Origin of the sequence: Thermanaerovibrio velox DSM 12556 (assembly GCF_000237825.1) — a bacterium.
In the GTDB taxonomy this organism is placed as follows: domain Bacteria; phylum Synergistota; class Synergistia; order Synergistales; family Synergistaceae; genus Thermanaerovibrio; species Thermanaerovibrio velox.
This window is the reverse complement of sequence record NZ_CM001377.1, coordinates 1,393,380-1,419,009: the sequence shown is the minus strand read 5'-3', so window position 1 is coordinate 1,419,009 and position 25,630 is coordinate 1,393,380. Positions and strand designations below refer to the sequence as shown.

25 protein-coding genes and 1 pseudogene are annotated in these 25,630 nt (G+C 59.8%); 18 read left to right on the top strand and 8 right to left on the bottom strand.

Going from position 1 to position 25,630, the window contains the following annotated elements; all coding sequences use genetic code 11:
* The first annotated feature begins 36 nt into the window (after positions 1-36).
* The 6 genes from THEVEDRAFT_RS06855 (at position 37) to THEVEDRAFT_RS06835 (ending at position 9,044) form a co-directional block, all read left to right on the top strand.
* Positions 37-1,344: an NCS2 family permease gene (locus THEVEDRAFT_RS06855; RefSeq protein WP_006583992.1), complete on the top strand. Its 1,308-nt coding sequence runs from the start codon at positions 37-39 to the stop codon at positions 1,342-1,344.
* Positions 1,345-1,409: 65 nt separating this feature from the next.
* Positions 1,410-2,795 carry a dihydropyrimidinase gene (gene hydA, locus THEVEDRAFT_RS06850; RefSeq protein ID WP_006583991.1) on the top strand — a complete coding sequence of 462 codons (1,386 nt, stop codon included), beginning with the start codon at positions 1,410-1,412 and terminating at the stop codon, positions 2,793-2,795.
* A complete protein-coding gene (locus THEVEDRAFT_RS09885; protein WP_245522631.1) occupies positions 2,796-4,055 on the top strand; it encodes a 2Fe-2S iron-sulfur cluster-binding protein in 1,260 nt (419 codons plus the stop codon).
* Entirely contained in the window at positions 4,006-5,301 is a 1,296-nt protein-coding gene (locus THEVEDRAFT_RS09880) for a molybdopterin cofactor-binding domain-containing protein (RefSeq protein ID WP_245522630.1), read from the top strand. Before THEVEDRAFT_RS09885 ends, THEVEDRAFT_RS09880 begins: the two co-directional genes overlap by 50 nt.
* Positions 5,302-5,412: 111 nt before the next feature.
* On the top strand, positions 5,413-7,674 hold the full coding sequence (locus THEVEDRAFT_RS06840; RefSeq protein ID WP_006583989.1) for a xanthine dehydrogenase family protein molybdopterin-binding subunit: 2,262 nt from the start codon (positions 5,413-5,415) through the stop codon (positions 7,672-7,674).
* A 14-nt stretch (positions 7,675-7,688) separates the two neighbouring features.
* Positions 7,689-9,044: an FAD binding domain-containing protein gene (locus tag THEVEDRAFT_RS06835; RefSeq protein WP_006583988.1), complete on the top strand. Its 1,356-nt coding sequence runs from the start codon at positions 7,689-7,691 to the stop codon at positions 9,042-9,044.
* A gap of 37 nt (positions 9,045-9,081) precedes the next feature.
* Here THEVEDRAFT_RS06835 and THEVEDRAFT_RS06830 read toward each other — a convergent pair whose 3' ends face one another.
* The gene (locus tag THEVEDRAFT_RS06830; RefSeq protein WP_006583987.1) at positions 9,082-9,693 is read right to left on the bottom strand and encodes a lysophospholipid acyltransferase family protein; all 612 of its coding nucleotides are present in this window, start codon (positions 9,691-9,693) and stop codon (positions 9,082-9,084) included.
* 89 nt (positions 9,694-9,782) lie between these two features.
* Between THEVEDRAFT_RS06830 and THEVEDRAFT_RS06825 the strand changes: the two genes are divergently transcribed.
* Positions 9,783-10,412, top strand: coding sequence for a DUF502 domain-containing protein (locus THEVEDRAFT_RS06825; protein WP_006583986.1), 630 nt, complete (start codon positions 9,783-9,785; stop codon positions 10,410-10,412).
* Between the two features lie 214 nt (positions 10,413-10,626).
* On the opposite strand, the gene THEVEDRAFT_RS06820 is transcribed toward THEVEDRAFT_RS06825, so the two are convergent.
* The 6 genes and pseudogenes from THEVEDRAFT_RS06820 to THEVEDRAFT_RS10315 all read right to left on the bottom strand — a co-directional run.
* A complete protein-coding gene (locus THEVEDRAFT_RS06820; protein WP_006583985.1) occupies positions 10,627-12,132 on the bottom strand; it encodes a phosphoenolpyruvate carboxykinase in 1,506 nt (501 codons plus the stop codon).
* Between the two features lie 274 nt (positions 12,133-12,406).
* The gene (pcp, locus tag THEVEDRAFT_RS06815; RefSeq protein ID WP_006583984.1) at positions 12,407-13,054 is read right to left on the bottom strand and encodes a pyroglutamyl-peptidase I; all 648 of its coding nucleotides are present in this window, start codon (positions 13,052-13,054) and stop codon (positions 12,407-12,409) included.
* Positions 13,055-13,084: 30 nt separating this feature from the next.
* Entirely contained in the window at positions 13,085-13,996 is a 912-nt protein-coding gene (locus THEVEDRAFT_RS06810; protein ID WP_006583983.1) for a DUF979 domain-containing protein, read from the bottom strand.
* Positions 13,993-14,670, bottom strand: a complete 678-nt coding sequence (locus THEVEDRAFT_RS06805) for a DUF969 domain-containing protein (RefSeq protein ID WP_006583982.1) — start codon at positions 14,668-14,670, stop codon at positions 13,993-13,995. Before THEVEDRAFT_RS06805 ends, THEVEDRAFT_RS06810 begins: the two co-directional genes overlap by 4 nt.
* Before the next feature lie 43 nt (positions 14,671-14,713).
* A complete protein-coding gene (locus THEVEDRAFT_RS10320) occupies positions 14,714-14,887 on the bottom strand; it encodes a helix-turn-helix domain-containing protein (RefSeq protein ID WP_425358254.1) in 174 nt (57 codons plus the stop codon).
* Positions 14,888-15,059: 172 nt separating this feature from the next.
* Positions 15,060-15,350, bottom strand: a pseudogene (locus THEVEDRAFT_RS10315) (Crp/Fnr family transcriptional regulator); the annotation flags it as partial.
* Positions 15,351-15,903: 553 nt separating this feature from the next.
* On the opposite strand from THEVEDRAFT_RS10315, the gene THEVEDRAFT_RS06795 reads away from it, so the two are divergent.
* The 10 genes from THEVEDRAFT_RS06795 (at position 15,904) to THEVEDRAFT_RS06760 (ending at position 23,696) form a co-directional block, all read left to right on the top strand.
* Positions 15,904-17,076, top strand: a complete 1,173-nt coding sequence (locus THEVEDRAFT_RS06795; protein ID WP_245522781.1) for an amidohydrolase — start codon at positions 15,904-15,906, stop codon at positions 17,074-17,076.
* A gap of 486 nt (positions 17,077-17,562) precedes the next feature.
* Positions 17,563-17,745 carry an alpha-aminoadipate/glutamate carrier protein LysW gene (locus THEVEDRAFT_RS06790; protein ID WP_006583979.1) on the top strand — a complete coding sequence of 61 codons (183 nt, stop codon included), beginning with the start codon at positions 17,563-17,565 and terminating at the stop codon, positions 17,743-17,745.
* 1 nt (position 17,746) lies between these two features.
* Complete coding sequence (locus THEVEDRAFT_RS06785) at positions 17,747-18,592, top strand: RimK family alpha-L-glutamate ligase (protein ID WP_245522629.1); 846 nt, start codon at positions 17,747-17,749, stop codon at positions 18,590-18,592.
* Complete coding sequence (locus THEVEDRAFT_RS09490; RefSeq protein WP_006583977.1) at positions 18,589-18,726, top strand: hypothetical protein; 138 nt, start codon at positions 18,589-18,591, stop codon at positions 18,724-18,726. The genes THEVEDRAFT_RS06785 and THEVEDRAFT_RS09490 overlap by 4 nt, the downstream gene beginning before the upstream one ends.
* Before the next feature lie 107 nt (positions 18,727-18,833).
* The gene (locus THEVEDRAFT_RS09485; protein WP_006583976.1) at positions 18,834-18,995 is read left to right on the top strand and encodes a hypothetical protein; all 162 of its coding nucleotides are present in this window, start codon (positions 18,834-18,836) and stop codon (positions 18,993-18,995) included.
* Positions 18,986-19,708: a citrate/2-methylcitrate synthase gene (locus THEVEDRAFT_RS06780; RefSeq protein WP_006583975.1), complete on the top strand. Its 723-nt coding sequence runs from the start codon at positions 18,986-18,988 to the stop codon at positions 19,706-19,708. Before THEVEDRAFT_RS09485 ends, THEVEDRAFT_RS06780 begins: the two co-directional genes overlap by 10 nt.
* Positions 19,696-20,751 (top strand): N-acetyl-gamma-glutamyl-phosphate reductase, encoded by a 1,056-nt coding sequence (gene argC / locus THEVEDRAFT_RS06775; RefSeq protein WP_006583974.1) that lies wholly within the window; start codon positions 19,696-19,698, stop codon positions 20,749-20,751. The genes THEVEDRAFT_RS06780 and argC overlap by 13 nt, the downstream gene beginning before the upstream one ends.
* An 11-nt stretch (positions 20,752-20,762) precedes the next feature.
* The gene (locus THEVEDRAFT_RS06770) at positions 20,763-21,605 is read left to right on the top strand and encodes an amino acid kinase family protein (protein WP_245522628.1); all 843 of its coding nucleotides are present in this window, start codon (positions 20,763-20,765) and stop codon (positions 21,603-21,605) included.
* Positions 21,578-22,696, top strand: a complete 1,119-nt coding sequence (locus tag THEVEDRAFT_RS06765) for an aspartate aminotransferase family protein (protein WP_040825388.1) — start codon at positions 21,578-21,580, stop codon at positions 22,694-22,696. Before THEVEDRAFT_RS06770 ends, THEVEDRAFT_RS06765 begins: the two co-directional genes overlap by 28 nt.
* Complete coding sequence (locus tag THEVEDRAFT_RS06760; protein ID WP_006583971.1) at positions 22,674-23,696, top strand: M20/M25/M40 family metallo-hydrolase; 1,023 nt, start codon at positions 22,674-22,676, stop codon at positions 23,694-23,696. Before THEVEDRAFT_RS06765 ends, THEVEDRAFT_RS06760 begins: the two co-directional genes overlap by 23 nt.
* Here THEVEDRAFT_RS06760 and THEVEDRAFT_RS06755 read toward each other — a convergent pair.
* A complete protein-coding gene (locus tag THEVEDRAFT_RS06755) occupies positions 23,674-24,252 on the bottom strand; it encodes a folate family ECF transporter S component (RefSeq protein ID WP_006583970.1) in 579 nt (192 codons plus the stop codon). The genes THEVEDRAFT_RS06760 and THEVEDRAFT_RS06755 overlap by 23 nt on opposite strands.
* Positions 24,253-24,538: 286 nt before the next feature.
* Between THEVEDRAFT_RS06755 and ptb the strand changes: the two genes are divergently transcribed.
* Positions 24,539-25,459 carry a phosphate butyryltransferase gene (gene ptb / locus THEVEDRAFT_RS06750; RefSeq protein ID WP_006583969.1) on the top strand — a complete coding sequence of 307 codons (921 nt, stop codon included), beginning with the start codon at positions 24,539-24,541 and terminating at the stop codon, positions 25,457-25,459.
* The last annotated feature ends 171 nt before the right edge of the window (positions 25,460-25,630 follow it).

The window sequence follows — 25,630 nt, the reverse complement described above, 5'->3', positions numbered from 1 at the left end:
TAGTTACCGGCATCACTAGACTTAGGGGGTGTCTTGATGGAGTGGCTAGAGAGGACTTTTAAGCTGAGCGAACGAGGTACCGACTTTAGGACCGAGCTTTTGGCGGGGCTCACCACCTTCATGACCATGGGATACATCATCTTCGTAAACCCCGGCATCCTTTCCAAGACCGGGATGCCCTTTGGCCCCCTTATGGTGGCCACGTGTCTCTCCGCTGCCCTTGCCACCATATGCATGGCCTTCATGGCCAACTATCCCTTCGCCTTGGCTCCCGGGATGGGGCTTAATGCGTTCTTCACGTTTTCCGTCGTCCTTGGGATGGGAGTCAGCTGGAAGGTGGCCCTGGCGGCGGTCTTCGTGGAGGGCATCATCTTCATCCTGCTCACCCTGACCAAGATAAGGGAGGCGGTGGTCAACACCATACCGGTGTCCCTTAAGCTTGGAATATCCGCGGGCATAGGGCTTTTCATCGCCTTCATAGGGCTTCAGGGGGCGGGGATAATAGTCAACAACGACGCTGTACTGGTCCAGATGACCAACTTCAAGGGCAACATGCCCGCCATCCTGGCCATCCTCGGATTGTTCCTCATGGTGGTGTTGGAGTATTTCCATGTCAAGGGCAGCGTGCTCTGGGGGATAATAGCGGTCACCATAGTCTCCATTCCCTTGGGGATAAGCAAGCTGCCGGAGGGCATAGTGTCCATGCCCCCGTCCCTTTCCCCCATCTTCATGCAGATGGACTTCTCGCAGATAGCCCAATCGAGCTTCTGGATAATAATGTTCACCTTCTTCTTCGTGGACTTCTTTGACACCGTGGGTACCCTGGTGGGGGTGGCCAGCCGTGGTGGGCTCCTTGACTCCGAGGGGCGCCTGCCCAAGGCTCGGGAGGCCCTTCTGGCGGACGCCATAGGCACCACCGCCGGTGCGGTGATGGGCACCAGCACGGTGACCACATTCGTTGAGAGCGCCAGCGGTGTCGAGCAGGGGGGGCGCACGGGTCTCACCGCCTTGGTGGTGGCGGTGTTGTTCCTCTTGGCCACCTTCTTCAGCCCCCTGGTGTCCATAGTCCCCGCCTGTGCCACTTCTCCCGCCCTCATCCTGGTGGGCATATACATGATGATGGGGCTTAAGGAGCTCAAGATGGACGACTGGACCGAGACCGCCCCGGCCATGCTGGCGTTCTTCATGATGCCCTTCTCCTACAGCATAGCGGTGGGCATCGAGGCGGGCATCGTGTCCTTCGTGGTGCTCAAGCTGGTCACTGGCAAGGCCCGGGAGCTCAACGTGGTGATGATCTGTCTGGCCGCCCTGTTCGTGTTGGCCAGGGTGGTAGGTATCCACTAGGGTTTGAAGCTGCAGCTTAGCCGGCGGGGCCCCTCAGGGCCCCGCCCGGGGAGGTAAGAGTTTAAATGGGAATAGTCCTAAAAGGTGGTTTGGTGGCGTCCCCCAGCGGGGCGGCGAGGATGGATCTTCGGATTGAGGGTGAGCAAGTCCACTCCCTTGGTTTCGACCTGGAAAGGGAGGGGGATGAGGTGGTGGACTGCGGGGGCATGCTGATCCTGCCCGGCGGCGTGGATCCCCATACCCACTTTGACCTTCCCGCCGGGGACTTCAGGACCGCCGATGACTTCAAATCCGGCACCATGGCCGCCCTGGCGGGGGGTACCACCACCATAATCGACTATGCCACCCAGTTCAAGGGTGAGAGCCTTAGACAGGGCATCGAGGAATGGCACCGCCTTTCCCGGGGCAAGTGCCACTGTGACTACGGCTTCCACCTGGCGGTCACCGACTGGAACGATGAGGTGGAGAGGGAGCTGCCCCAGGTGGTCAAGGGGGGCATACCCTCCTTCAAGATGTACATGGCCTACAAGGGGCTCCTTCAGCTTGATGACGGGTCAATCATGAGGATGATGGAGCTCTTGAGGGATCTTGGGGGGGTGTTGTGCCTCCACTGCGAGAACGGGGATCTGGTGTCCTCCATGGGAGAGAGGTTGGCAAGGGAGGGCAGGCTCTCCCCCCGATACCATCCCCTGAGCAGGCCCTCCTTTGTGGAGTCCGAGGCGGTCTTTAGGGCCCTTACCATGGCGGAGGCGGTGCAAGCCCCCCTTTACGTGGTGCACGTGAGCTCCGCCAAGTCAATGGAGCACATAAGGGCCTTCAAAGAAAGGGGAAATCAAGTCTGGGCGGAGACCTGCGTTCAGTACCTCACCTTGGATGAGGGGCGGTACCTCTTGCCCGACGGGGATGCCTCCGCCTACGTCTGCTCCCCTCCCCTCAGGTCCAGAGGGGACGTGGAGGCCCTGTGGATGGACCTTGAGGGTGGATACGTGGACGTGGTGGCCACGGATCACTGTTCCTTCAATCTTATTGGTCACAAGGACAGGGGGCTCAAGGACTTCAGGCGCATTCCCAACGGGCTTCCCGGGGTGGAACATCGGCTTTCGATCCTGTATTCGGAGGGGGTCGAGGGGGGACGCATATCCCTGGGCACCTTCGTCAACGTGGTGTCCACATCTCCGGCCAAGATATTCGGTCTCTATCCCAGGAAGGGGATATTGTTGCCGGGCAGCGATGCGGACGTGGTGGTGTTCGATCCTAATAGCAGGTGGACCGTGAGGGCCTCTCAGCAGGTTCAAAGGGTGGACTACACGCCCTACGAGGGATGGAGCGTGACCGGCCGGGTGGTATCCGTGTACCTTCGGGGATCAAGGGCATATCACCGGGGGGTTTTCGAAGGCCAAGAACCTGCGGGGCAGTATCTATTGCGCCGCGGGCGGAAGGAGGAAGAGTAGATGTACGCGTTCAAGGTCAACGGTGTTGAGTACCGGGAGGAGAGGGACAAGAACCTTCTTGAGTACCTGAGGAAGGATCTTGGCATAACCTCTGCCAAGGAGGGTTGCGGTGAGGGTGCCTGTGGAACCTGCATGGTCCTGGTGGATGGCAAGAAGTACCGGGCCTGTGTGCTGAAGCTCTCTCAGGTGGACCGCAAGGAGGTAATAACCGTAGAGGGCCTCTCGGAGAGGGAGAAGCAGGTTTACACCTGGGCCTTCGGTGCCACCGGAGCGGTTCAGTGCGGGTTCTGCATACCTGGCATGGTCATAAGCGCCAAGGCCCTTCTGGATCAGAACCTTAACCCCACCAGGAAGGAGATAAAGGAGGCCATCCGGGGCAACATCTGCCGCTGCACCGGTTACGTGAAGATAGAGGACGCCATAGAGAAGGCCGCCTGGGCCTTCCGGGAGAACTACGTCCCGGTCGAGGAGGACCGGGCCTGGAAGATCGGGGAGGCCATGCCCAGGGTTGACGCCAAGGATAAGGTGCTTGGGGTTGCCAAGTTCGTGGATGACCTATCCCTGCCGGGCATGCTTTACGGGGCGGTTCTCCGCTCTCCGGTCCCCAGGGGATTGGTTAAGAAGATCGACGTCTCCGAGGCCAGGGCCATGGAGGGCGTGGAGGCGGTGATCACCTGGAAGGACATACCGGGCAAGCGGATCATAGGGCACCTGGTTCAGGATTGGCCTGTCCTCGTGGCGGAGGGGGAGGAGACCCGGTACGTGGGGGATGCCTTGGCGCTGGTGGTTGCCAAGGACGTTCACATCGCCCGGGATGCGGTGAAGCGCATAAAGGTGGACATCGAGGAGCTCAAGCCGATTCTCACCCCCGAGGAGGCGCTGGCGCCGGACGCCCCTAAGATTCATCCCTGGGGTAACACCGTGGAGGTCAAGACCCACGTGAAGAGGGGCAACGTGGACGAGGCGCTTGCCAAGTCCGCCCACGTGGTGACCAGGGTCTATCAGACCCAGCGGGTTGATCACGCCTTCATGGAGCCCGAGTCCGCCTTGGCTGAGGTGGTGGAGGACGGGATAGTGGTTTACACCGGAGGGCAGGGGGTTTACGACGAGAACCGTCAGATAAGCGCCATGCTCGGCATCCCGGCTGACAAGGTCCGGTGTATCACCGCCATGGTGGGCGGCGGCTTCGGGGGGCAAGGAGGACATGTCGGTGCAGCATCATGCGGCCCTCATGGCCTGGATAACCAAGAAGCCGGTTAAGCTCACCATGACCCGGGAGGAGAGCTTGCGGGTTCATCCCAAGCGGCACCCCATGAGGATAGAGATCACCTCCGGCTGTGACGAGCAGGGACGTCTCACCGCCCACAGGATAAGGATAACCTCCGACACAGGGGCTTACACGTCCCTTGGGGGGCCGGTCCTTCAGAGGGCCTGCACCCACGCGGGAGGTCCCTATGTGGTGCCCAACATAGACATAGAGGGCATCGGTGTTTACACCAACAACCCCCCCTGCGGAGCCTTCCGGGGTTTCGGTGTGACCCAGTCCGCCTTTGCGGTGGAGGGCAACATGAACCTGCTGGCCGAGAAGGTGGGCATATCCTACTGGGAGATCCGTTGGCGTAACGCCATAGAGCCCGGTGCGGTGATGAGCAACGGGCAGATCGCGGGCCCCGACGTGTGCTTTAAGGAGACCCTCTTGGCCGCCAAGGAGGCCTTTGAGTCCAGTCCCTACGCGGGCATAGCCTGTGGGATGAAGAACAGCGGTCTTGGGGTTGGGGTTCCCGACGTCTCCCGGGTACGGTTGGAGGTCAGGGGTGGCAAGGTGCAGATATACACCAGCGCCGCGTGCATGGGTCAGGGCATAGCCACCATGACCACCCAGATCGTGAGCCACGTGACGGGCATACCGGTGTCCAAGATCCAGCACATGCCGGCGGACACGAAGCTCACCCCCGATGCGGGCACCAGCACCGCCTCCAGGCAGACGGTTTTCACCGGGGAGGCCACCAGGCGCTGTGCGGAGCTTCTCCGCCAGGACCTGCTGGATGCGGGCTCCCTTGAGGCCCTGGAGGGGAAGGACTACTACCAGGAGTTCGACTTCAAGAGCGATCCCATGGGATCCGACAAGCCGAACCCGGTGAGCCACATAGCCTACGGTTACGCCACCCATGTGGCCATTTTGGATGAGGAGGGCAGGCTGGTTAAGTACGTGGCCTGCCACGACTCGGGACAGCCCATAAACATCAAGTCCATGGAGGGACAGATAGAGGGTGGCATAGTGATGGGCATGGGTTACGCCCTCACGGAGGAGTTCCCAACCCCCGGCGGCTACCCGGTCAAGAAGTACGGTACCCTGGGGCTTTGGAGGGCTCCGGAGGTGCCTCCCATCGAGGTGAAGCTCTGCTATGCCCAGGGAGGGGATGTGGCCTTCGGCGCGAAGGGAGTGGGCGAGATATCCCTGGTGCCTCCTCGCCCCCGCCATCGCTCTGGCTTACAAGCGGTTTGACGGGAAGGAGCGTACCGTGCTGCCCCTTGAGGGTACCCCGTACGACAGGAGGAAGTAGTCACACTGGAAGGCCTTAGGGCCCATAAAGTAGCGTCAGGAGGGGATTGGCAGATGACCTGCAAGGTTGTTGGGACCTCGGTCCCGCGGAAGGACGGCATTGAGAAGGCCACGGGCAGGGCTCAGTTCGTGGCGGACATGAAGGTGCCTGGCTGCTGGGAGGGGGCGGTGATAGGCTCCCCGGTACCCCACGGGTTGTTGAAGGGATTTGAGAAGGATCCTTCCTTTGACTGGTCCAAGGTGGTTTTCCTCACCGCCAAGGACCTCAAGGGCAAGAACTTCGTGCACATGGTGCGCGATGACTTCCCCATCCTGGCGGAGGATCGGGTGACCTACGCCACCCAGGGGGTGGCCCTTTTGGCGGCCCCTGACGAGGCCACTTTAAAGGCGGCTCTTAAGGCGGTGAAGCCCATCATAGAGCCCCTCACCCCGGTGCTCTCCATCGAGGACTCCCTTGCCAAGGTGGCCATAGTATGGGGAGAGGACAACATACTTGATGAGTACAAGATAGACCGGGGGGACCTGGAGAAGGGTTTTGCCGAGGCGGACGTTATAGTGGAGGGCACGTACAGGACCGGCCTTCACGAGCACCTTTACCTTGAGACCCAGGGCATGTTGGCCATCCCCCACGAGGACGGTACGTTGGATGTCGTGGGGTCCATGCAGTGCCCTTACTACGTGCACGGTGCGCTGGTCCAGTCCCTGGGCTGGGAGCCGGAGCGCATAAGGGTTCGCCAGGCGGCCACCGGTGGCGGTTTCGGCGGCAAGGAGGACTTTCCCTCCGCCATAGCCCTTTGGGTAGCCAACCTTGCCCTGGCCTGCGGCAAGCCCGTGAGGCTCATCTACGACCGCTCTGACGACCTCAAGGGCACTCCCAAGAGGCATCCCTCCCGGACCAGGATAAAGGCGGGGGTCAAGAAGGACGGCACCCTGACGGCCCTCCAGATCGAGTTCATCATGGATGGAGGGGCCTTCACCACCATGAGCCGGGTGGTTCAGCAGAGGGGTACCCTGCATGCCCATGGGTGTTATCGGGTGCCCAACGTTTCGATTCATTCCCTGTCGGTGGCCACCAACATGGTCCCCAGCGGTGCCTACCGAGGTTTCGGGGCGCCCCAGTCCATATTTGCCATGGAGCGTCACATGGACAAGATAGCCCAGGTACTGGGGATGGATCCGTTGGACGTGAGGCTCAAGAACGTCCTTGAGGTTGGGGATGTGATGCCCTGCGGCCAGGTCTTGAAGGAGTCGGTGCACGCCAAGGAGGCGCTGCTTAGGGCTGCGGAGCTTTCCGACTACCGGCGTAAGCGGGAGGAGTACTCCAAGATGACCGGCCGGGTTCGCCGGGGCATAGGCATAAGCCTTGCCATGCACGGCGGTGGTTTCACCGGGGCTGGGGAGAGCAACATGGGCACCATCGTAAAGATCGAGTTCGACGGGGAGATCTTCAAGGTTCACGCCAGCAGCACCGATATGGGGCAGGGTATAGCCACCGTGCATCCCATGATAGCCGCTGAGGCGCTTCACGTTCCATTTGAGGTGGTGGAGAGCCCGAGGCCCGATACCCGGGTGACCCCCAACAGCGGCCCCACCGTGGCCTCCAGGAGCACCATGTACGTTGGCAGGGTGGTGCAGGAGGCGGCGAAGAACATGCTCAAGGAGCTGGAGGAGTTCCTGAAGGGCAAGCATGGGGAAGTGTCCTTCAAGGACGGTGTGTTCCTGACCCCCGCTGGGGAGATGTCGGTTTTGGACGCCGCCAAGGCCTGCAGGGCCGAGAGGGGTAAGCTTGAGGTCTTCGGAACCCTTCCGCCGGGATGCACCGGCCAGTGGGATCAGGATGCCTTCCGGGGAGAGGCTTACAAGGCCTACTCCTGGATCGCCCAGGCCATAGAGGTGGACGTGGACACCGACACCTTTGAGGTGCAGCCCGTGAAGGCCACGGTCGTTGCGGAGATAGGTAAGGCCATCCATCCGGTCATGGTGGAGGGGCAGATACACGGCGGTCTCCTTCAGGCCATAGGCTGGAGCCACATAGAGGACATGACCCTTACTCCGGAGGGGCAGATATCCGCAGAGCACCTTAACGCCTATTTAATACCTACTACCCTGGATACCCCGGAGTGGAACGTGGACGTTTTGGAGCCCGCCAGCTGTCCGGTGGGTCCTCACGGGGCGAAGGGGCTGGGGGAGCTGCCAATGGACGGTGGGGCCCCGGCGTTCCTGGCGGCGGTTCAGCATGCGGTGGGGGTCTTTGGCACCGAGGTGCCCCTTACCGGGGAGAAGCTCTTCAAGCTTCTTGAAGAAAAGGGTTGCTAGGAGGGTATAGGGCTATGAAGATACAGATGACCGTTAACGGGAAGGTTAGGGAGGCGGATGTCCATCCCCTTAGGCCTCTTTTGAGGGTTCTCAGGGAGGACCTGGAGCTCACCGGTACCAAGGAGGGCTGCGGAGAGGGCGAATGCGGGGCCTGTTCGGTGATCATGGACGGTCTTCTGGTAAACGCCTGCTGCGTGCCCGCCATGCAGGCGGCGGGAAGCGAGATACTGACCATCGAGGGTCTGGGCAGTGAGGAGAGCCCCGACGAGCTCCAGAAGGCCTTTGTGGAGCAGGGGGCGGTCCACTGCGGCTTCTGCACCCCCGGCATGATAATGGCCTCCCGGGCGCTGTTGGAGGAGAATCAGCAGCCCACCCTGGAGGAGATCAAGGTGGCCCTTTCCGGCAACCTCTGCCGCTGCACCGGTTACGAGAGGATATACAAGGCGGTGGACCAGGCGGTGCGCCTTGGGTACACGAGGACCTTCAAGCCCAGGAAGAGCCTTTGTGAGTCCCTGGAGCCCCGGTTCAGCGGGGAAGAGGAGGGAAGGTTCTTCTCGCCCAAGAGCCTTTCCGAGGCCCTGGATATCCTGTCCAAGCACGGGGACTGCAAGATCCTGGCGGGGGCTACGGACATACTGCCGGACATCAAGAACGGCAAGGGAGAGCCCCAGAAAGTGATCGACCTCTTCAGGGTTAAGGAGCTTCACGGCATAGAGCTGGAGGGGCAGGTGATAAGGATCAAGGCCTGCACCACCAACGGGGAGATAATAAGGAGTTCCGTGGCCAGGGAGTACCTGCCGGCGTTGGTGGAGGCTTCCGCCAGGAGCGGTGCTCCTGCGATTCAGAACAGGGCCACCGTGGGGGGCAACCTGGCCAATGCCTCCGGTGCGGCGGACCTGCCGGTGATACTCTTGGCCTTGGACGCCAAGGTGCGCCTTGCCTCCGCCAAGGGGATGAGGACCATGACGCTCAAGGAGTTCATGCCCAGCTACCGGAAGAACGCCTGTGAGGCGGGGGAGATACTCGAATCCATCGAGATCCCGGTGCCTCCCAAGGGGGCGGTCCAGCGGTACTTCAAGCGTGGATCCAGGAAGGCCCTTACCCTCTCCCGGGTGAGCTTGGCCATGTACCTTGAGGAGGAGAACGGGGTGGTGAAGACCTTCCGTTTGGCAGCGGGCAGCATGTCTCCGCTTCCCATGAGGCTCACGAAGACCGAGGAGGCGGTTGTGGGCAAGGACCTCAAGACTGCGACGGAGCTGGCCGCCTCTGGGGCTTACGACGAGGTGAACCCCAGGAAGAGCCCCTCCTACCGGAAGAGGATAACCTCCAACCTGGTGAGGCGCTTCTTCGACGAGCTGTCCGCCCGCTAGCCTTAGGGCACGGGAGATGCGATCGAGGGCCGGGGCGTTATGCCCCGGCCCTCAGTGCTTCTTCCAGCTTCCTTAGGATCTCCTCCCGGATTGTCTTGGGGTCCTTTGAATCATCGGATGGGGGCCATATGGGGGGCAGGAATCGTATGGTTATCTTCTTTGGCCGCGGGAATCTTAGGTGAGTGGGCAGGGCCTCGAAGGAGCCCTTTATGACCACGGGGACTATGGGGCGGTTTGCCTTGAGGGCCATCAGTGCAACCCCGCCTTCCAGGGGCATCAGCTCGCCGGTGGGGCTGCGCTGTCCCTCCGGGAAGATCATGAGGTCATGTCCTGATCTTAGGAGTTCTATGCTGAGCTTAAGCACCGCCGCGGCTTTCTTGGCGTCCTGGTGGGACACCTTTACGGCCCCCAGGGCGGTTATTATCATGGAGAAGAACCGGGATTTGAAGAGTCCCTCCCAGGCGATGGACGTGAGTCTTCTCGGGAAGGCTGTTCCAACGGCGGGGGGATCTAGGTAGCTGCAGTGGTTTGGGGCTACGATGACGTTAACGGATGGTATGTTCTCTATTCCCTCCACGGTGAGGCGGTGGTAGAGCTTGAAGTATATCCAAAGGGCGCATCTGGTTAGGGCGTAGAACAGGTTTTTCAAGTTTTTTCACGTCCCTCGTGCTGGCTTTTGGGTGTAGTATATGGGGCTGATAGTATTATTATAGCTTCTTCGAGTCTGGGGGGATCGGGTTGTCTTCGTACGACGGCAGCTCAAGGTCGAGGGAAAGAGGGCTTCGTCGGTTTATGCTCAGGGTGAGGCTTTTCCTGACTGCGGGGGCCAAGACCTTTGGGACTGGTCTTATGGTTTTCTTCCCGCTGATAGTCACGTTTCTCGTTTTGAACTTCGTTTTTAAGTCGGTGGAATCCCTTTTCGTGTGGTTGTTCGGTCTTACCAATTCGGTGGAGGCCACGGCGGGGATAATGCTCTTCACCGTTTCCCTGGTGTTTTACGGTGGGTACAAGATAAGACGCCAGGAGAAGTGGTTCATGACCAGGGTGGATCGTTTTCTTGCGGCCCTTCCCATGGTGGGGGCTTGGTACAAGGTGATGAGGGATTTGGTGGATCGGTTAACGAACAAGGATTCCAAGGAGATGTACCTTGGGGTTGTGGAGGTTCCAGTTGGGGATGGGCATGTGCTTGCCTTTGTCACCAAGAGGGAGGTGTGGAAGGACGGGAGGGTGATGCTCACGTTGTTCATGCCAACAAGTCCTAATCCCACGTCTGGCATAGTATTGTTCTTCCCGGAGGACAAGGTCAAGAAGTCCGATCTGCCGGCGGAGGCGGCGTTCTCAAGGATAATATCCTTGGGGATTAAGTAGCCGTTTTGGCGGGCTTTTGCTTGTGTCGGTTTGGTGTCTTCTTTCGCTTCGGGTCCGGCATTTTTAGAAGTCCTTTCTTCGCTCTCTTGCATGGGGCGATAAGGTTTGGGATCGGCATGCCCCGTGGATGTCCCTTATCTGCATGGCTCGAATTCTAGCGTTGACTTAGTAAGCGAAAGGGGGCCCATGGGCCCCCTTTCCGGCAGTTCCCTGTTTATACGGACTCCACGATCTCCGGGGCGAGGCCGGAGAACTTCCTTAGGTATTCCTTGCGCTCCCGTCTTAGGGAATCTATTGTCCGAACGTATTCGTCCCGTCCCATGTAGGTCGCCGGGAGGAACTGCTCATCGTTCGGAAGGCCGAACGACTCTGGTACCTCGTAGCCCAGCAGGTCGTCATAGCGCCAGGAGAAGGTGTCCCTTAGTATTCCATCGATGCAGGCGAACGTTACCTCCGGGGATATGTTCGCTCCGTCTTTGCCGCCCACCCGGCCGGTGTTGAGCAGGTAGCATCGTATCCCCGGGTTATCCCTCAGTATCTGGAGGAACCGGTTGCCGTTGAGGTGCGGATTATCTACCACAAAGGGGTCGAAGCCCACCACCCGCTTAGCCTGTCCAACCCTGGATGGGTCCTCTGCGCTGGTTATCGTGGACTCTCCCAGCATGAAATAGGCCGCCGCCTGCTCGGGGCTGCAGAGACGTCCCACCGGCGGCATGTCGTAGCGCCGCATGTTGAAGAAGATCATGTCCACCTTATCAAGGTCTATCTGGTCTGACGTGTTTGGTATGCGATCCCTAGGCACGATGGCCCTGCCGTTGGTGGAGATGGCGTGGTTGTCGAAGTTGACGTTCCCATCGTCATCCACCCATACGTTTTCTATCACCGCCCTAGGATCTCTTGCGGCGCTGAGGAGGGGTTGCTGCCTGGTCACGTTATCGGTTTTTATGTAGAAGTTGCGTTCTGAACCGAAACAGCGTCCATCGGGCAGCAGAAAGTTTATGTCATCCTGTAGAACCTCAACCCCCTCGGGGCTGCTAAGCCCGAAGTCCGCGGTGGTTATGGTGGTCTTGCCGGTGCCGGACAGGCCGAATATCAGCATCCCCTTCTGTTCCAGCTCCCGGTTCCTCCGAATGGTGACCCGTTTGCTTCCCGCGTGAAGCCCGAGTCCCCTCATCTCCTCCCGCACCATGTGCATGACGAGCCTCAGGGTGGCCATCTTGGTCTCCCCGTAGTAATCGCTACCAAGGATATAGGTTACCCTGTGGCGGGGCATGACCAGGATCTTTCGTTGGTGCCACTCGGGGACTACCACGGTGGTGACGTCGGAGAAATCGTCGTCCCCCTGGGGGAAGAAGTTCTCGTTGAACATGTGGGCCAGCCGGGAGTACCGGCGGGTCACGTAGAGGTTTGCCTGTATGGGCAACCCATAGGGGGAGCCGACCCGGGCGGTGATTCGGATGAGCTGCTGCCACCTAAGGTATCCCCAAACCTCCTGGAGGATCCTCAAGGAGTTCTCATCCAACTCGTATAGTATCTCCGTGAAAGGGGCGCTCCTGGATCGTACCCGGGTGACGTAAAGGGCGGATCCCTGGTTGTTTGGCACGCTTTCCCACTCGGAAATCCGCCGGAGTTCCTCCGAAGTGAGATCCCTAAGAAGGCTCCTGCAAACGGGCCTTCGGAGCATCTCCTGAACCGCCATGCCCTCCAAGTAGTTCTCCAACGTAAGACCTCTCCTCTCTCTGGGTCTTGACCTCAAGATGTCCGTGAGCGGGTTTGCCCGCAGGGTCTTAAGGTGCTGATCAACGCGGATCGATCTTAAATCACCTGGTGTGGGTACGCAACGGCGGCGGTAAGCGCCTGAAGGGGCGGCTCATGGCCTCGACGTATGAGCAACGGGGCTCAAGGGTAAATAGTTCCTTGAGCCCCAGGTGGCGTACGCGGAGAGGCAAAAAACTAACTTGGGCTTATGTTTAGCTGGTAAGTTCCGTAGACTGCTAGCACTCCCTTCCGCCGCTAACCCTAAGATCTGTTCGGTTATCCAACACCGCTTGTAGGGCCGCAAAAAGTCCTTCTACTGTACAGTCCAATGACATGCTAGGTTGTCCTGGGAACCTCACCGCCTGCTCAGGAAGATAAGGTATGTGCACAAAGCCACCGATTCGTCCCTTGCCTTCCACGTCAAGGTACCTCATAAGACCGTAGAACAGATGATTGCACACAAAGGTGCCGGCGGTATTGGACACAGAAGCGGGTATCCCCTTGGACCTCATGGCCTCTACCATGGCCTTTATAGGAAGGGTTGAAAAGTAGGCGCTTGGCCCATTGGGATCAATTGGCTCGTCCACCGGCTGGTTGCCCTCGTTGTCCTTTATCCTGAAGTCATCAACGTTGATCGCCACTCTCTCGGGGGTTATCTCAGCCCTTCCACCGGCCTGGCCAACGCATATGACAGCAAAGGGATCCAGCTCCCCTATGGCTTGAACAACCCTGTTTACGCACTTGCCGCGTACCGTAGGTACTTCTAAGACGCAAATCCTGGTGTCTCCTAAAACCCTGCCGTCCAGGGCTTTTACTGTCTCAAGGGCTGGATTTACCGCCTCTCCGCCGAAGGGATCAAAGCCGGTCATCAATATGGTCTTCACGATGATACCTCCAAGAAGAAGATGTCCTGCCTAAAAGGCCAGGAAGTACATGAGGGTTATGTTGGCCAGCAGCATAAATAGCGCAATTGGAGCTTGAGCCTTGATGACCCCGTTCTTATCCTTTAGCTCCAGGAGGGCCGCAGGCACCACGTTAAAGTTGGCTGCCATCGGGGTCATGAGGGTGCCGCAGTAGCCGGACAGCATCCCTATCACCCCCACCACGGAGGGATCTGCCCCTTGGGAAACCACCATGGGAATCCCTATCCCAGTGGTAATCACCGCAAAAGCGGCGAAGGCGTTGCCCATGATAATGGTGAAGAGAGCCATCCCGACACAATAGGCCACCACAGCAAGCAGGGGTTCCCCTGTTGGGACCACTGACGATACCATGCCAGCCACGACATCCCCTACGCCGGCCTTGTCAAACAAAAAACCGAGGGCCGCCAGGAACTGGGAAAGCATGGCGGACCACCCTATGGCATCCATAAGACGCCGCCCCTCCTCCACGGAGGCATAAGGCCCCTCCCTTAGCATGATCAGGGCCCCGAAAAAGGCCACTACGGTGCCAATGCCGAGCCCCACCAGAGCCCCAAGATCGGTGAACTTTGCCACCAAAAAGGTCACCAGAGGGATGCACAGGGCCGGGACGAATATGCGGTTGCCCAGCTTCTCTGCCTCCATCATCTTCTCCTCCCGGCTCTTCTGACGATAGGAACCAGGGCCCATTAGGTTAAAACTTCCTATTAGGGCTAACACCACCACCATGATCCCTATGACCCTAGGAGGCACCAACCCTCCCAACAAAAACGTAAGTCCGTAGACGAGCCAGAACGAGCCGGTGCCAATTCTCTTGGGGTTATCCCTGTCAATAAAGGACCTTACCGCGAAGACCAGGAGGAGCAACCCCACCAGGACGTACAGGTGATCAACCGATGGTTTCAATCCACTTCACCCCCCTTTGAGATCCCTGAGGCGGATGAGCGGTCGAACAGGGTGAACCTGACGAACGCAGCCCCAAGTGCACAGACCGCGGTGGGGATGGCATAAAGCCCCATCCTCATGAGATCCACCGGGTGTCCCGCCTGATCCATAACCCCCTTTATTAGGAGCAGACCTCCGGAGGCTATGAATATGAGCTGGCCAAAGAAGTTGCCGTAATTCTCCGCCGAGGCCGCCATTGCCCGGACCTTATCGGAAAGCCTTGGGCTCAAGGGGCCGTTCTTAACAAGGGCACCCTCCGCCATGGGGGCCACTATGGGCCTTACAAATGTGGGGTGTCCCCCAAGCTGAAGGCCAAGTGTACAGGTTAGCTGGCGGAACAGCATGTAAAGCAGCATAACCCGCCCTGCAGTGGCGCCTCTTAGGGAGGATACAAATCTCTCCGCCTGTTCTCGCAAACCGTGCCTCTCCAGTATACCTACCACCGGAAGGGTGAGCACGAAAAGGGACATATAGCGGTTCGTCACAAATGCATTGCCCAGGGCTTCCAGTATGTCCCAAACCCCCATGTGGGCCACCAGACCGGTGGCCACACCGGCCCCCAGTACCACAAGCAGCGGGTTAAGGCGCAAGCTCAACCCTAGAACTACTATCCCTACGCCCACTAGCTTTAACAACGTCTTCCCTCCTAAAGAAAAAATTCCTAAGGGTAGCGAGGAACTACCTGACCCCATCCCTTAATCCGGTAAGGGCTTCTAAGTTCGACACCACGATCTTCCTACCCCTCCGCTCCACCACCCCTTCCCGCTCGAACCTCTTTAGAACCCTTGCCACGGTGACCCTTGAACATCCTATGTTGGACGCCAGCTCCTGCTGAGTCACCGATACGGCCATGCCACCAGCCTCTGATGGATCCAAGCAAGAACATAGCCTGAGCAGCGCCTCCGCCACCTTCGCCCCCCGCATCGTTAAATACACTGTTGGCTAACTGCAAAGCTGCTATCCGGAACTTACGGGTCATGCTGTGGATGAATAACCGATATGACTCCGGCCTTGAGGCCAAAAGGCTTTCAACTTCGCACAGGGGCACATATGCCACGCTGCTCTTCATCCTGGCACAAAGGACGTATGGGAAGGATCCTCCATCCAACAGGTCCATTTCCCCGAATATCTCACCGGGCCTTAAGAAGTAGAGCAGCTTCTCCTTACCCCCGGCGCTCACCATGGACTTTGAAATGCACCCCTTGACCACCACCCCCATGGACCTCGTGGCGGATTCATGGTCCACTGAGCTGCCCCGGCGATAGTCCCTTATGATTCCCAGGGGGGCAACTTCTTCCAGGAAAAAACGTCTCATAACCTCCTGGCTCCGCTGGTCAAAGAGGTCCGAGTATATGTATCCGCCCATTGCGGTGCACCTCCGGGATAAGAGAGTCAAAAACTACAGAAGGTGGCAACGGTTGTGAGGAATATACACAAACCGCCACCCATGATCTGTATCGGGTGATACAAAACAGCGCTGGAAGATCTAACTCATAGGCCTCACGGGTTGGATCCTGATTTACCATACGACGGCCTGCTGGTCTTTGGGATGAGTGGTTGCCTCCAAAAACCCACATGGGACTGTGCTGATGGGTTTCGGCCATGATTTTAAGGCGGGGGAAGCCAGGGAAACTATTGGTGGGCATCTGCTGGATATTACCCCCTAAGTTCCTTGGAGCTCCAGTAGCCCGCAGCCCGTTTTTGAGACGGGCAATCGCATGGTGCTACTAAAGGGTCCTACCAACTATCGACAGGGATTCTGTTACGCCGACGGACCTCTAGTGGGGCTTAAAAGCCCCTTCATAGTCATCATGCTTTGCCTTAACATATACTGAAAAACCAGGCGGAGGTGATCTTGTTTGAAGGCCGTGGTGAACGCAAGGATCTGGACCATGAAGGAAGGGGAAGGGGCGGAGATATCGAGGGGTGCGGTTCTGATTGAGGGTGGCAGGATAGTCCAGGTGGGGGAGGACGTGGAGCTAAAGGGTCCCGTGGAGGTCGTAGACGCCAAGGGGGCCATACTCACCCCGGGCCTTATCGACGCCCACACCCATGCGGGCATATGTGAGGAGGGGGTCCCAGAGGACCCGGATCCGGTGAACGAGGAGACCTCGCCGGTTACCATGGGATTGAGGGCCTTGGACGGCATAAACCCCAACGACGAGGCTTTTTCTAACGCCCTTGAAGCTGGGGTCACCTGCGTTAACGTGGTCCCAGGCAGCGCCAACGTCATCGGTGGGTCAGGGGCGGTGGTAAGAACCTTTGGGAGGACCTTGGACGAGATGCTTGTGCTTCCCCATTCGGGGATGAAGGCGGCTCTTGGGGAGAACCCGATGAGGGTTCACGGCAGGAAGGATCGGCTGCCTTCAACCCGGATGGGGAACGCCTACTGTTTGCGGAAGGCGATTCAGGACGCCTTGAACTATCGGCAGAGAAAGCTGAGGGCCTTGGAGAAGGGGGAGCACTTCGACTTGGACCTTGGCATGGAGAACATGATCCCCGTTTTGGAGGGCCGCTGTCCCTTGAGGATTCACTGCCACCGGGCGGACGACATCTGCACCGCCGTCAGGGTGTGCAGGGAGTTTGGGGTTCCCTTCACCCTGGAGCACGGCACCGAGGGTCACCTTGTGGCGGACCTTTTGGCCTCCCTGTCCCGTGATGGGGTAAGCGTTGCGGTGGGCCCCACCCAGTCCTCCAAGAGCAAGATAGAGCTGAGGAACAAGACCTGGGAGACCCTGGTGGCGTTCAGCAAGGCCAAGGTGAGGTACTGCATCATCACCGACCACCCGGTGATACCCATCGAGACCCTTCAGGTGGCGGTGGCACTGGCGGTCCGTCATGGTCTTGACCCCCTGGAGGCCATGAGGGGGGTGACCTTAAGGGCGGCGGAGCACCTCGGCATTGGCCATCGGATGGGCTCCGTGGAGGCCGGGAAGGACGCGGATCTCGTCCTTTGGACCGGGGATCCCACGGACGTGAGGCACCGTCCGCTGTGGGTCATGGTGGGTGGCGAGATGGCCTTCGTGAACTCCAGGGCATAAACTTGACTGGTATGGGGGTCTGATAAAAAATAGTTTACGAGAGTGAACGTTTATAAGTAAACCGGCGATTATTTAGATTCAAGTTTATCTACGATGGGGTATTGACAGGACGTGCGGGTTGGAATATCCTTTCCCCCAACGAAGGCTCCCTGAACATTGAGGGGTGTTATAGGGGAAAGGCCATGATGCGGATGGCCAAGCGGAGAGACGGATCCTACAGAGAATGACCTCCACCGGCTGAGAGGGGTCTGGGTCCGCCGTGAGGCCCAAGGTCCGCGGAGCCGGGGCGGAAAGGTCTCCCGTTGCGGGGACCGGAGTACGTCTCCCGGGTGGGCTCCGTCAAAGGCCCGAGAGAGGAACGGCTTCCCATGCTTCTGTCGAGGCCGTTCAAGTTGGGTGGTACCGCGAGTTCCAAGGACTCGTCCCTTCGGGGACGGGTCCTTTTTTTATTTTCCAATGTTCCAATGCCGAAGGGAGGAGATTTGGATGGATGGTACGAGGCTTAACGGGATTTGTGTGGTGTGCGAGGGAGTCGTTAGCCTGCCAGAGGGCTCCTGTGTGGGCGAGATAGTGCCGTGTCCGGACTGCGGGGTGGAGCTGGAGGTGTTGTCCCTGGAGCCCCTGGAGCTCACCGAGGCCCCGCAGGTGCAGGAGGACTGGGGGGAATAGGGTGGACCTGTTGGTGCTCTACACTCGACTTAGGGTGGAGGAAAAGCTGCTTCATCAGAGGGCCCTCGAGATGGGCATCAGGTCCCGTTTGTTGGACGTATCGGAATGGGTCTTGGGGGGTGAGCTTCCCCTGGAGGCCGGCTCTGTGCCCCTTTGCAGGTGCATATCCCACGGCCAGAACGAGATGCTCGCCAGGTGCCTAAATGCAGCAGGAGTCCGGGTTTCCAATCCTCCGGAGGTAATGGCGCTGTGCGGAAACAAGATGCTCACCGCTTTGGAGCTTCAGAGGTTTGGGATCCCGCAGCCCCGTTGGAGGGTGGCCCTGTCTCAGGAGGGGGCCATGGGAGCGGTGGAGGAACTTGGTTACCCGGCGGTGCTGAAGCCCCTTTGCGGAAGCTGGGGACGCCTTCTCGCCAAGGTCAACGACCGGGAGGCCCTGGAGGCGGTGGTGGAACACAAGCAGCAGCTTGGGGTTAACCACCAGACATTCTTCATCCAGGAGTACGTGGAAAAGGGTGGCTTCGACGTAAGGGCCTTCATCATCGGTGGAGAGCCGGTGTGTGCGGTGCGGCGCGAGAGCCAGAGCTGGATAACAAACACCGCAAGGGGGGGCAGGACCTCAAACCAGCCCGTGGACAGCGCCATGAGGGACCTTCTCAAGGGGGTCCACGGAGCCATAGGGGGAGACTTCCTGGCGGTGGATCTATTCCTCGTGAACGGGGAGTGGATGGTGAACGAGGTGAACGACGGTGGTGAGTTCAAGAACTCCCTGGAGCCCACCGGGGTTGACATACCGGGTCTCATCGTTAGGAACCTTTTGGATAAACAAGGGGGTATCGTGAAATGAAACGCGGTAAGCGAAAGCCCTTCGGGGCTGATGAGAGGGCACTGCTGTCGTTGAGGTTTTCCCCCGCCCTTGGAAAGCTCTTCCGGGCGTGGGGTCGTTCAGGCGGGTTGAGGGAAGGGACATCCCCCGGTTAACTTGGCGTATCATCGGGGGCCTGTTCCCTTCATGCCTCTTACACCTCAACCCGCCCGGAATGGGGCGGGTTTTTTATGTTTTTACCACTCTTTTGGAGGTGTTGACGATGGAACTCAGGCTTCCCCTTTTTGGCGGTTTGTTGATAACCCTCATGCCCTTGGATGAGATGCCCCAGGGTATGTCTTGGAACCCCTGGGAACTGGATGGAGAGGGTACCGATGACTTTGATCAGGACGGGCACCTGGGGAGGGATGGGGAATGGTGGTGAGGCTTGGAAGCTCGTCGGTGTGCCGGGACAGCATAATCATCGACCGGGAGCCAATAGGGGGCTTCATAGACAGGGCAGATCCCTCGGAGGTTTGGTTTAGGCTGGTTCAAGGGCGTTCCCCTTCCGAGGAGGAGTCCGGGGTGTTTCGCGCCATACTATGTGCCATGGGAGATCATGGAGCCACTCCTCCCAGCACCCAGTCCGCCAGGCTTGCGGCCTCATCGGGCTCGGGGATCCACTGCGCACTGGCATCGGCCCTTTTGTCCTTTGGGGATCACCACGCGGGGGCCATAGAGCGGGCCATGGAGCTCTTCAGCGCCTCCGTAAGGGACATGGTCAACCCGGGGGAGTTGGTGTCTTCGTTCCTGTCCCGTGGGGAGAGGATGCCCGGTTTTGGACACAGGGTTCATCGCCAAGATCCCCGGGTGGCACCCTTGGTCCGCAAGGGGCTTTCGCTAAGGGATACCAGGCACCTCAGGTTCTTCCTGGCGGTACAGGAAGAGCTGACGAGGTTGAAGGGGATAAGGGGAAATATCGACGGCGTTGCGGGGGCCCTTTTGTTGGACATGGGTTTCCCGCCGGAGGTTGGCCGAGGGGTTTTCTTCTGCGGCCGCATACCGGGGCTCATCATGTGGATATTGCGGGAGGTGTCCCAAGGTCCCTTCAGGCCCTACAGGCTTGCCCCGGTGGAGGAAGAGCCATGCATAGGGTAGCCGTCATGGGAGCCGCGGGCCTTGCGGGGGGAGAGCTCCTTAGAATACTCTGCCAGCATCCCCACCTGGAGGTGTCCCTCATATGTTCCTCCTCGTCCGAGGGACAGCCGGTGAGGTCCTCCCACCCCCATTTGGCCTATGCCTATAGATCCAGGACCTTCGTCTCTCCGGAGGCCGTGTTGGAGGGTGAATGGGACTTGATCTTCCTTGCCCTTCCTCACGGGAAAAGCGCCCCTTGGGTGGAGGGGCTGATGCCCCTGGTGGAAGGGGGGCGCAGGATAGTGGACCTGTCCGGGGATTTTCGCCTTAGGGACCCGAGGGAACACGAGATTTGGTATGGGAAGCACCCTTGTCCACAGTTTTTAGGTTCCTTCGTGTACGGACTGCCGGAGCTTAACCGCGAGAAGATAGCCTCCGCCCGGTTGGTGAGCGGGGTTGGATGCAACGCCACGGGGGTCCTGTTGTGCCTTTACCCCCTGGTTAGCTCTCCCCTGTGGGCCAACGTGTTGGACGTGAACGTTGAGTGCCGGGCCGGTTCGTCCGAGGGGGGCAGCAGGCCCTCGGAGGGCGGCATGCACGTCTTCAGGAGCCGGGCCATGAGGCTCGTATCCCCTTTCGTTCATCGCCACATGGCGGAGGTAGTCCAGGAGCTTAACATACCGGCTCAATCCCTCTCCATGACCCTTACGGCGGTGGAGGCGGTCCGGGGGGTTCAGTGCCTTGCTCACGTGAGGTTTAAGGACCCGGTGTCCGAGGCGGACCTTTGGAGGGCCTGCCGGGGGGCCTTTGGAAGCGAGCCCTTCGTGGACCTTTGCCCCGCAAGACCGGTTCACCTTAGGATCCCGGACCCGAAGTTGGTGCTCGGCAGCAACCGGGCCATGGTGGGGTTTGTGCTTGACCGCACCGGTAGAAGGCTGCTCATTGGGTCCGGGATAGACAACCTTATGAAGGGGGCCGCCGGAACGGCGGTGCAGTGCGCAAACCTCATGCTTGGACTTCCGGAGGACGAGGGGCTCGCCATGCCCCCCGTATATCCCGCGTGACGCTAGGAGGGATGGTATCAATGTGCGTGTTTGGGGTTGTGAAGATAGGCGGGGCCTCAGGCAACAGGCTGGAGCCCCTTTTAGAGGAGCTGGCCTGCCGCTTTCGCAGCGGAGAGCGCTGGGTGCTCGTCCACGGGGCAAGCGGTATGATGGAGCGCCTCTGTGCGGAAAGGGGTGTGGAGGTTCGCCACGTGGTGAGTCCCTCTGGTTACCGCAGCCGGTTTGTGGGCCCCTTGGAGAGGTGTGTGTTCGAGGAGGCGGCCTTCGCGGTTTCCCGGTCAATAGCGGAGCGGATGGAGGCCTTGGGGGTGTCTTGCCAGGTTCTGACCCCCGCGGAGGGGGAACGGAAGGACTGCTTGAGGTCCCTGGAGGGCGGCCGGGTTAGGATCCTAAGGGGCAATTACAGCGGAAGGGTTGCGGAGGTTCGGGAGGACCTCATATTGAGCGCCTTGGAGCAGGGGAAGCTGCCGCTTTTGCCCCCCTTAGCGGCGTGTGATGGGGTCCTTATAAACGTAGACGGGGACAGGCTCGCGGCCGCCGCGGCCTCCACCCTGGAGGCTTCCGTGATGGTGATGCTCACCAACACCCCAGGTCTTCTCTTGGACCCCTCCGATCCCTCAAGCCTCATAAGCCGCGTGGGCTTGGACGAGTGGGATGCGGCGGATGCGGCCGCCCAGGGGAACATGAAGAGGAAGGTGTTGGCTGCCAGGGAGGCGTTGATGGGGGGAGTCCAAAGGGTGGTAATAGGGGACGGAAGGCTCCAAAACCCCATTGGAAGGGCATTAGGGGGAGGGGGGACCGTGTTTTGTTCAACCCGCTCAGCTCAATGTATGGAAACCGCGGCATCTCGCTGACCTCTGGAAACCTCGGCAGGGTGGTTGATGAGGACGGCAGGGAGTATGTGGACTGGTTTACCGCCCATGGGGCCGCCATATTCGGCCACCGTGACCCTGGGATGGTGGAGACGCTCAAGCGCGCCGCCGAAGGCCTTTGGGCGGTGGGGGCGGGGTTCGGCCATCCCTCAAGGGAGGCCCTGGGGGAGCAGGTTATGAGGGCCTTCCCGGGCATGCGTTTCGTCCTCTGCAACAGCGGCACCGAGGCCCTGGAGGCGGCGCTTAAGCTCTGCGTTTACCTTAGGCCCTCCAGGGACAGGATCATAGCCTTACGGCGGGCTTTTCACGGGAGGACCCTGGGGGCCCTGGGGTTGACGTTCAACCCCCGCTACAAGGAGCCCTTTAGACGGTTGATCCCTCAGGTTGAGCATCTTTCCCCGGAGATGGTGCCGGAGAGGGTGGATGACCGGGTGGCGGCGGTCTTCGTTGAACCCGTTCAGGGCGAGGGGGGTGTTAACCCCCTTCCTGAGGGCTTAGGCCGGGCCATAAGCGAGGCCTGCCAGAGGAACGGGGCCATACTGGTGGCCGACGAGGTCCAGACCGGCATGGGACGCTGCGGGCCCATTTTGGCGAGCCCCTTGGTGGGTTTGAACCCCCAGGTGGTGTGCCTTGCCAAGGGGCTTGCGGGGGGCTTCCCTTGTGGGATGACCCTCTGGAGATCCGACCTCGGGGACTTTGCCCCCGGGCTTCACGGGTCCACCTACGGGGGCAATCCCTTGGCCTGTGCCATGGGGGCTTACGGGATACAAAGGGTCATGGAGGGGGCTTCCGCCGGGATATGTGCTGTCATGGAGGAGTTCCGGGAGCGGGTGCTGGGGCTTGGGCTTGTGGTTAGGGGCCTTGGCTCCATGACCGGCGTGGAGGTGCCGGTGGACTCCTCCCTGGTGGTGAGGTCTCTTCAGTCCAAGGGGGTGCTGGCGCTTCCCGCGGGACCTAGGGTGGTTCGGTTTCTCCCCTCCTTTCATGCCACCCGGGAGGATGCGGAGCTGGTATTTGAGGCCCTTAGGCTGACGGTTTCGGAGGTGTCCCATGGATCCGGTGGAACTCCTTAGGGGGCTAGTGGAGATCCCCAGCCCGAGCTTCATGGAGGAGAGGGCCTGTGCCTTTCTTGTGGAGAACCTGGGGTGTTTCGGATGGGAACGGGTGATCATCGATGGGGCGGGGAATGTAGTGGCGGTGAGGGGTACCGGGCCTTCGGTTGTTGCCCTGGTGGGGCACGTGGACACCGTGCCCGGGGGGCCTGCGGTTCGGATGGAGGCGGGAGAGCTTTGGGGACGTGGGACGGTGGATGCCAAGGGGCCCCTGTGCGCCCTGGCGGTGGCAGGGGGTGCGGTGGAAGTTCCCCCCGGGGTTTCCCTCGTGTTTATAGGAGCGGTGGGGGAGGAAGAGGATTCGAGGGGGGCCAGACATGCCTTGACGTGGCTGAAGGGGGTTAGGGCCTTGCTGGTGGGGGAGCCCACCGGTTCCGATGGGGTGGCTGTTTCTTACCGAGGACGTCTTCTGGCGGAGTTTTACGCCTCCGACGGTGGTTCCCACAGGTCATGTCACCGGGGGCCTCTCACCGATGTGTTGGTCCAGGCGGCGAGGGCGGTGGAGGCGGTGTCATCCATGGAGGGGTTCTCCTGTGCGGTGGCCATGATGGAAGGGGTTGACGTGGGGGAACGCAGCGCCAGGGTGAGGCTGGACGTGAGGGTCCCATTGGGAAGCTCCGTGGAGGTTGCCCGTGATGTGCTGTCCGCCGGTACGGAAGGGGTATCCATCAGGGTCTTAGAAGCCATCGAACCTCACGGGGTAGGGAGCGATGACCTGGTGGTTAGGGCCATGCGGAGGGCCATAAGATCCTTCCGCATGACCCCAAGGCTGCTTTCCAAGATGGGCACCTGCGATATGAACGTTTTGGCCCCCCTGGGATGCCCGATGGGGGTCTACGGTCCCGGGGATTCCCGGTTGGACCACACCGATGAGGAGAGGCTGAGGGTAGAAGATTATCTTAAGTCCATAGAGGTCTTGAGGATTGGTCTTACCCACATCACGGCAGAAGTGTGCGGATGAACCATCCCTGGGATCCGGTGCGGGCGATAAGGGCCCTGCATATCAAGGTGTAAGAGGGTATGATGAAAGCGGCGGCTATGAACCTCGGGGGCATGGTAACCGCCACGGGCAGGGAGAACAGATGTTCGAGGAGAAGGGGCACCACTATGCAGGACATGATCACGTGAGGTATCCCTATGGAAAGCCCCATGGTCCACGTGTTCCGCCACTTACCGGGCATGGAGCGGAATATGAGCCCCGGCAGCACGCCTCCGACGGTGTACGTGATGGTGAAATGAGGCATGTAGGGCCCCATGGGGTTGACCCAATACCCTATGAGGTCCCCCACGGCCCCTATCAGCCCCCCGGCAAGGGGGCCCATGGAAAGGGAACCGAACACCACCGGGAGGGTGCCGAACCCTATCCTTATGCCCTCCACCGACCCTATGGCTATCCTTATGCTGGCCACCCGGGTCAGCACTATGTTCATCGCCACCAGAAGCCCCATCACCACCACCTCTCTGGTGGAAAAACGCCCAAGGCCGAATCGCTCCCCAAGAGATTTATCCCGTTCCATTGAGAACTCCCTCCTGTCCTGCCTTTGTGGCGGTTGGTGTCAACCATGCTTTTCAGTGCATAGACACGTTCCCGCAGGGGATACTTTATCATTCACCGGCCCATGATGGTAGATGTGGGCGTGGAACTGGGCGGTGTGTACTTTTTTGATATTTAAGATATGGTTTCTTGCCCTTGCTGGTATGGAATCGCTGTTACCTCATGTGGAGGGGGAGTATAATGTGTTCGTGTCGTAGTGCCCTTGGGCATTAGGGTTTAATTCCAAGTCATAGGGAGGTCCGGTTTCTATGAAACAGCTGCGTTCACTGTCTGAGCTCCTTGATTACGCCAGGGAGGTGGGGCCCCTCAAGATAAGCGTGGCCTGCGCTGACGACGCGGAGGTTCTGGAGGCGGTGGAGGAGGCCAGGGTTAAGGGCATTGCCGAGGCCATCCTGGTTGGTGATGCGGACAAGATAGGTGCCGTGGCTTCTAAGTTGGGGGTGGACCTCTCCAAGTACGAGGTTGTGGACGAGAGGGGCGGTGAGGCCGTAGCTGCCCTGGCGGCGGTGGAGCAGGTTTCCTCTGGTAAGGCTCACATCCTCATGAAGGGCATGGTTAAGACCGCCAACTTCCTGAAGGCGGTTCTGAACAAGGAGAAGGGTCTTAGAACCGGTTCCCTGCTGTCCCACGTTTACATTCACGATGTGGAGGGCTATGACAGGATCTTCTTCATCACCGACCCGGCCTTTAACATGTACCCCGATCTGCCCGCCAAGGTCTCCATAGTGGAGAACGTGGTCAAGGTGGCCCACTCCTTTGGTATAGAGTGCCCCAAGGTGGCGGTGCTGGCGGCGGTTGAGGTGGTAAACCCGGACATGCCGCCCACCCTTGATGCGGCGGCGCTGGTGCAGATGAACCGTCGGGGGCAGATAAAGGGTTGCATCATAGACGGCCCGTTGGCGTTGGACAACGCGGTCAGCGAGGAGGCGGCCCGCCACAAGGGCATAGTATCCGAGGTTGCCGGTCACGCGGACGTGCTCATGGTGCCTGACATCGAGGCGGGCAACATGATGGCCAAGGCCATAATATACTTCGCCAAGGGCAAGACCGCGGGTCTCGTGGTAGGTGCCAAGGCTCCCATCGTGCTCACCAGCCGTTCCGACTCCGCGGAGACCAAGCTCCTCTCCATAGCTTCCGCGGTTGCCATGGCGGCGTTCTCCAAGAAGTAGACCCTTAAGGACCGCGCCCTGGGATTTCCTCCGGCGGCGCGGTCCTTCTCCGGCGCGCCTTCATTGCTGTTTGTATATAATCCTGTAGAGGAATGTGCTCCGCTGAGACTGGTTTGTTACCAAAATTGAACGCCAAGCGTCGAACTCCTAGGTTGGCGAACCCTTAAGAAA

What these genes read in the sequence shown, in the direction of transcription:
- THEVEDRAFT_RS06790 (WP_006583979.1), top strand. Translation starts at nt 17,563, where the DNA reads ATGGATGGTACGAGGCTTAACGGGATTTGTGTGGTGTGCGAGGGAGTC.
- THEVEDRAFT_RS10320 (WP_425358254.1), bottom strand. Translation starts at nt 14,887, where the DNA reads ATGGCCGTATCGGTGACTCAGCAGGAGCTGGCGTCCAACATAGGATGT.
- hydA (WP_006583991.1), top strand. Translation starts at nt 1,410, where the DNA reads ATGGGAATAGTCCTAAAAGGTGGTTTGGTGGCGTCCCCCAGCGGGGCG.
- THEVEDRAFT_RS06760 (WP_006583971.1), top strand. Translation starts at nt 22,674, where the DNA reads ATGGATCCGGTGGAACTCCTTAGGGGGCTAGTGGAGATCCCCAGCCCG.
- THEVEDRAFT_RS06840 (WP_006583989.1), top strand. Translation starts at nt 5,413, where the DNA reads ATGACCTGCAAGGTTGTTGGGACCTCGGTCCCGCGGAAGGACGGCATT.
- THEVEDRAFT_RS06835 (WP_006583988.1), top strand. Translation starts at nt 7,689, where the DNA reads ATGAAGATACAGATGACCGTTAACGGGAAGGTTAGGGAGGCGGATGTC.
- THEVEDRAFT_RS06755 (WP_006583970.1), bottom strand. Translation starts at nt 24,252, where the DNA reads ATGGAACGGGATAAATCTCTTGGGGAGCGATTCGGCCTTGGGCGTTTT.
- argC (WP_006583974.1), top strand. Translation starts at nt 19,696, where the DNA reads ATGCATAGGGTAGCCGTCATGGGAGCCGCGGGCCTTGCGGGGGGAGAG.
- THEVEDRAFT_RS06780 (WP_006583975.1), top strand. Translation starts at nt 18,986, where the DNA reads ATGGTGGTGAGGCTTGGAAGCTCGTCGGTGTGCCGGGACAGCATAATC.
- THEVEDRAFT_RS06855 (WP_006583992.1), top strand. Translation starts at nt 37, where the DNA reads ATGGAGTGGCTAGAGAGGACTTTTAAGCTGAGCGAACGAGGTACCGAC.
- THEVEDRAFT_RS06765 (WP_040825388.1), top strand. Translation starts at nt 21,578, where the DNA reads ATGTATGGAAACCGCGGCATCTCGCTGACCTCTGGAAACCTCGGCAGG.
- THEVEDRAFT_RS09885 (WP_245522631.1), top strand. Translation starts at nt 2,796, where the DNA reads ATGTACGCGTTCAAGGTCAACGGTGTTGAGTACCGGGAGGAGAGGGAC.
- THEVEDRAFT_RS09490 (WP_006583977.1), top strand. Translation starts at nt 18,589, where the DNA reads ATGAAACGCGGTAAGCGAAAGCCCTTCGGGGCTGATGAGAGGGCACTG.
- THEVEDRAFT_RS06770 (WP_245522628.1), top strand. Translation starts at nt 20,763, where the DNA reads ATGGTATCAATGTGCGTGTTTGGGGTTGTGAAGATAGGCGGGGCCTCA.
- ptb (WP_006583969.1), top strand. Translation starts at nt 24,539, where the DNA reads ATGAAACAGCTGCGTTCACTGTCTGAGCTCCTTGATTACGCCAGGGAG.
- THEVEDRAFT_RS09485 (WP_006583976.1), top strand. Translation starts at nt 18,834, where the DNA reads ATGGAACTCAGGCTTCCCCTTTTTGGCGGTTTGTTGATAACCCTCATG.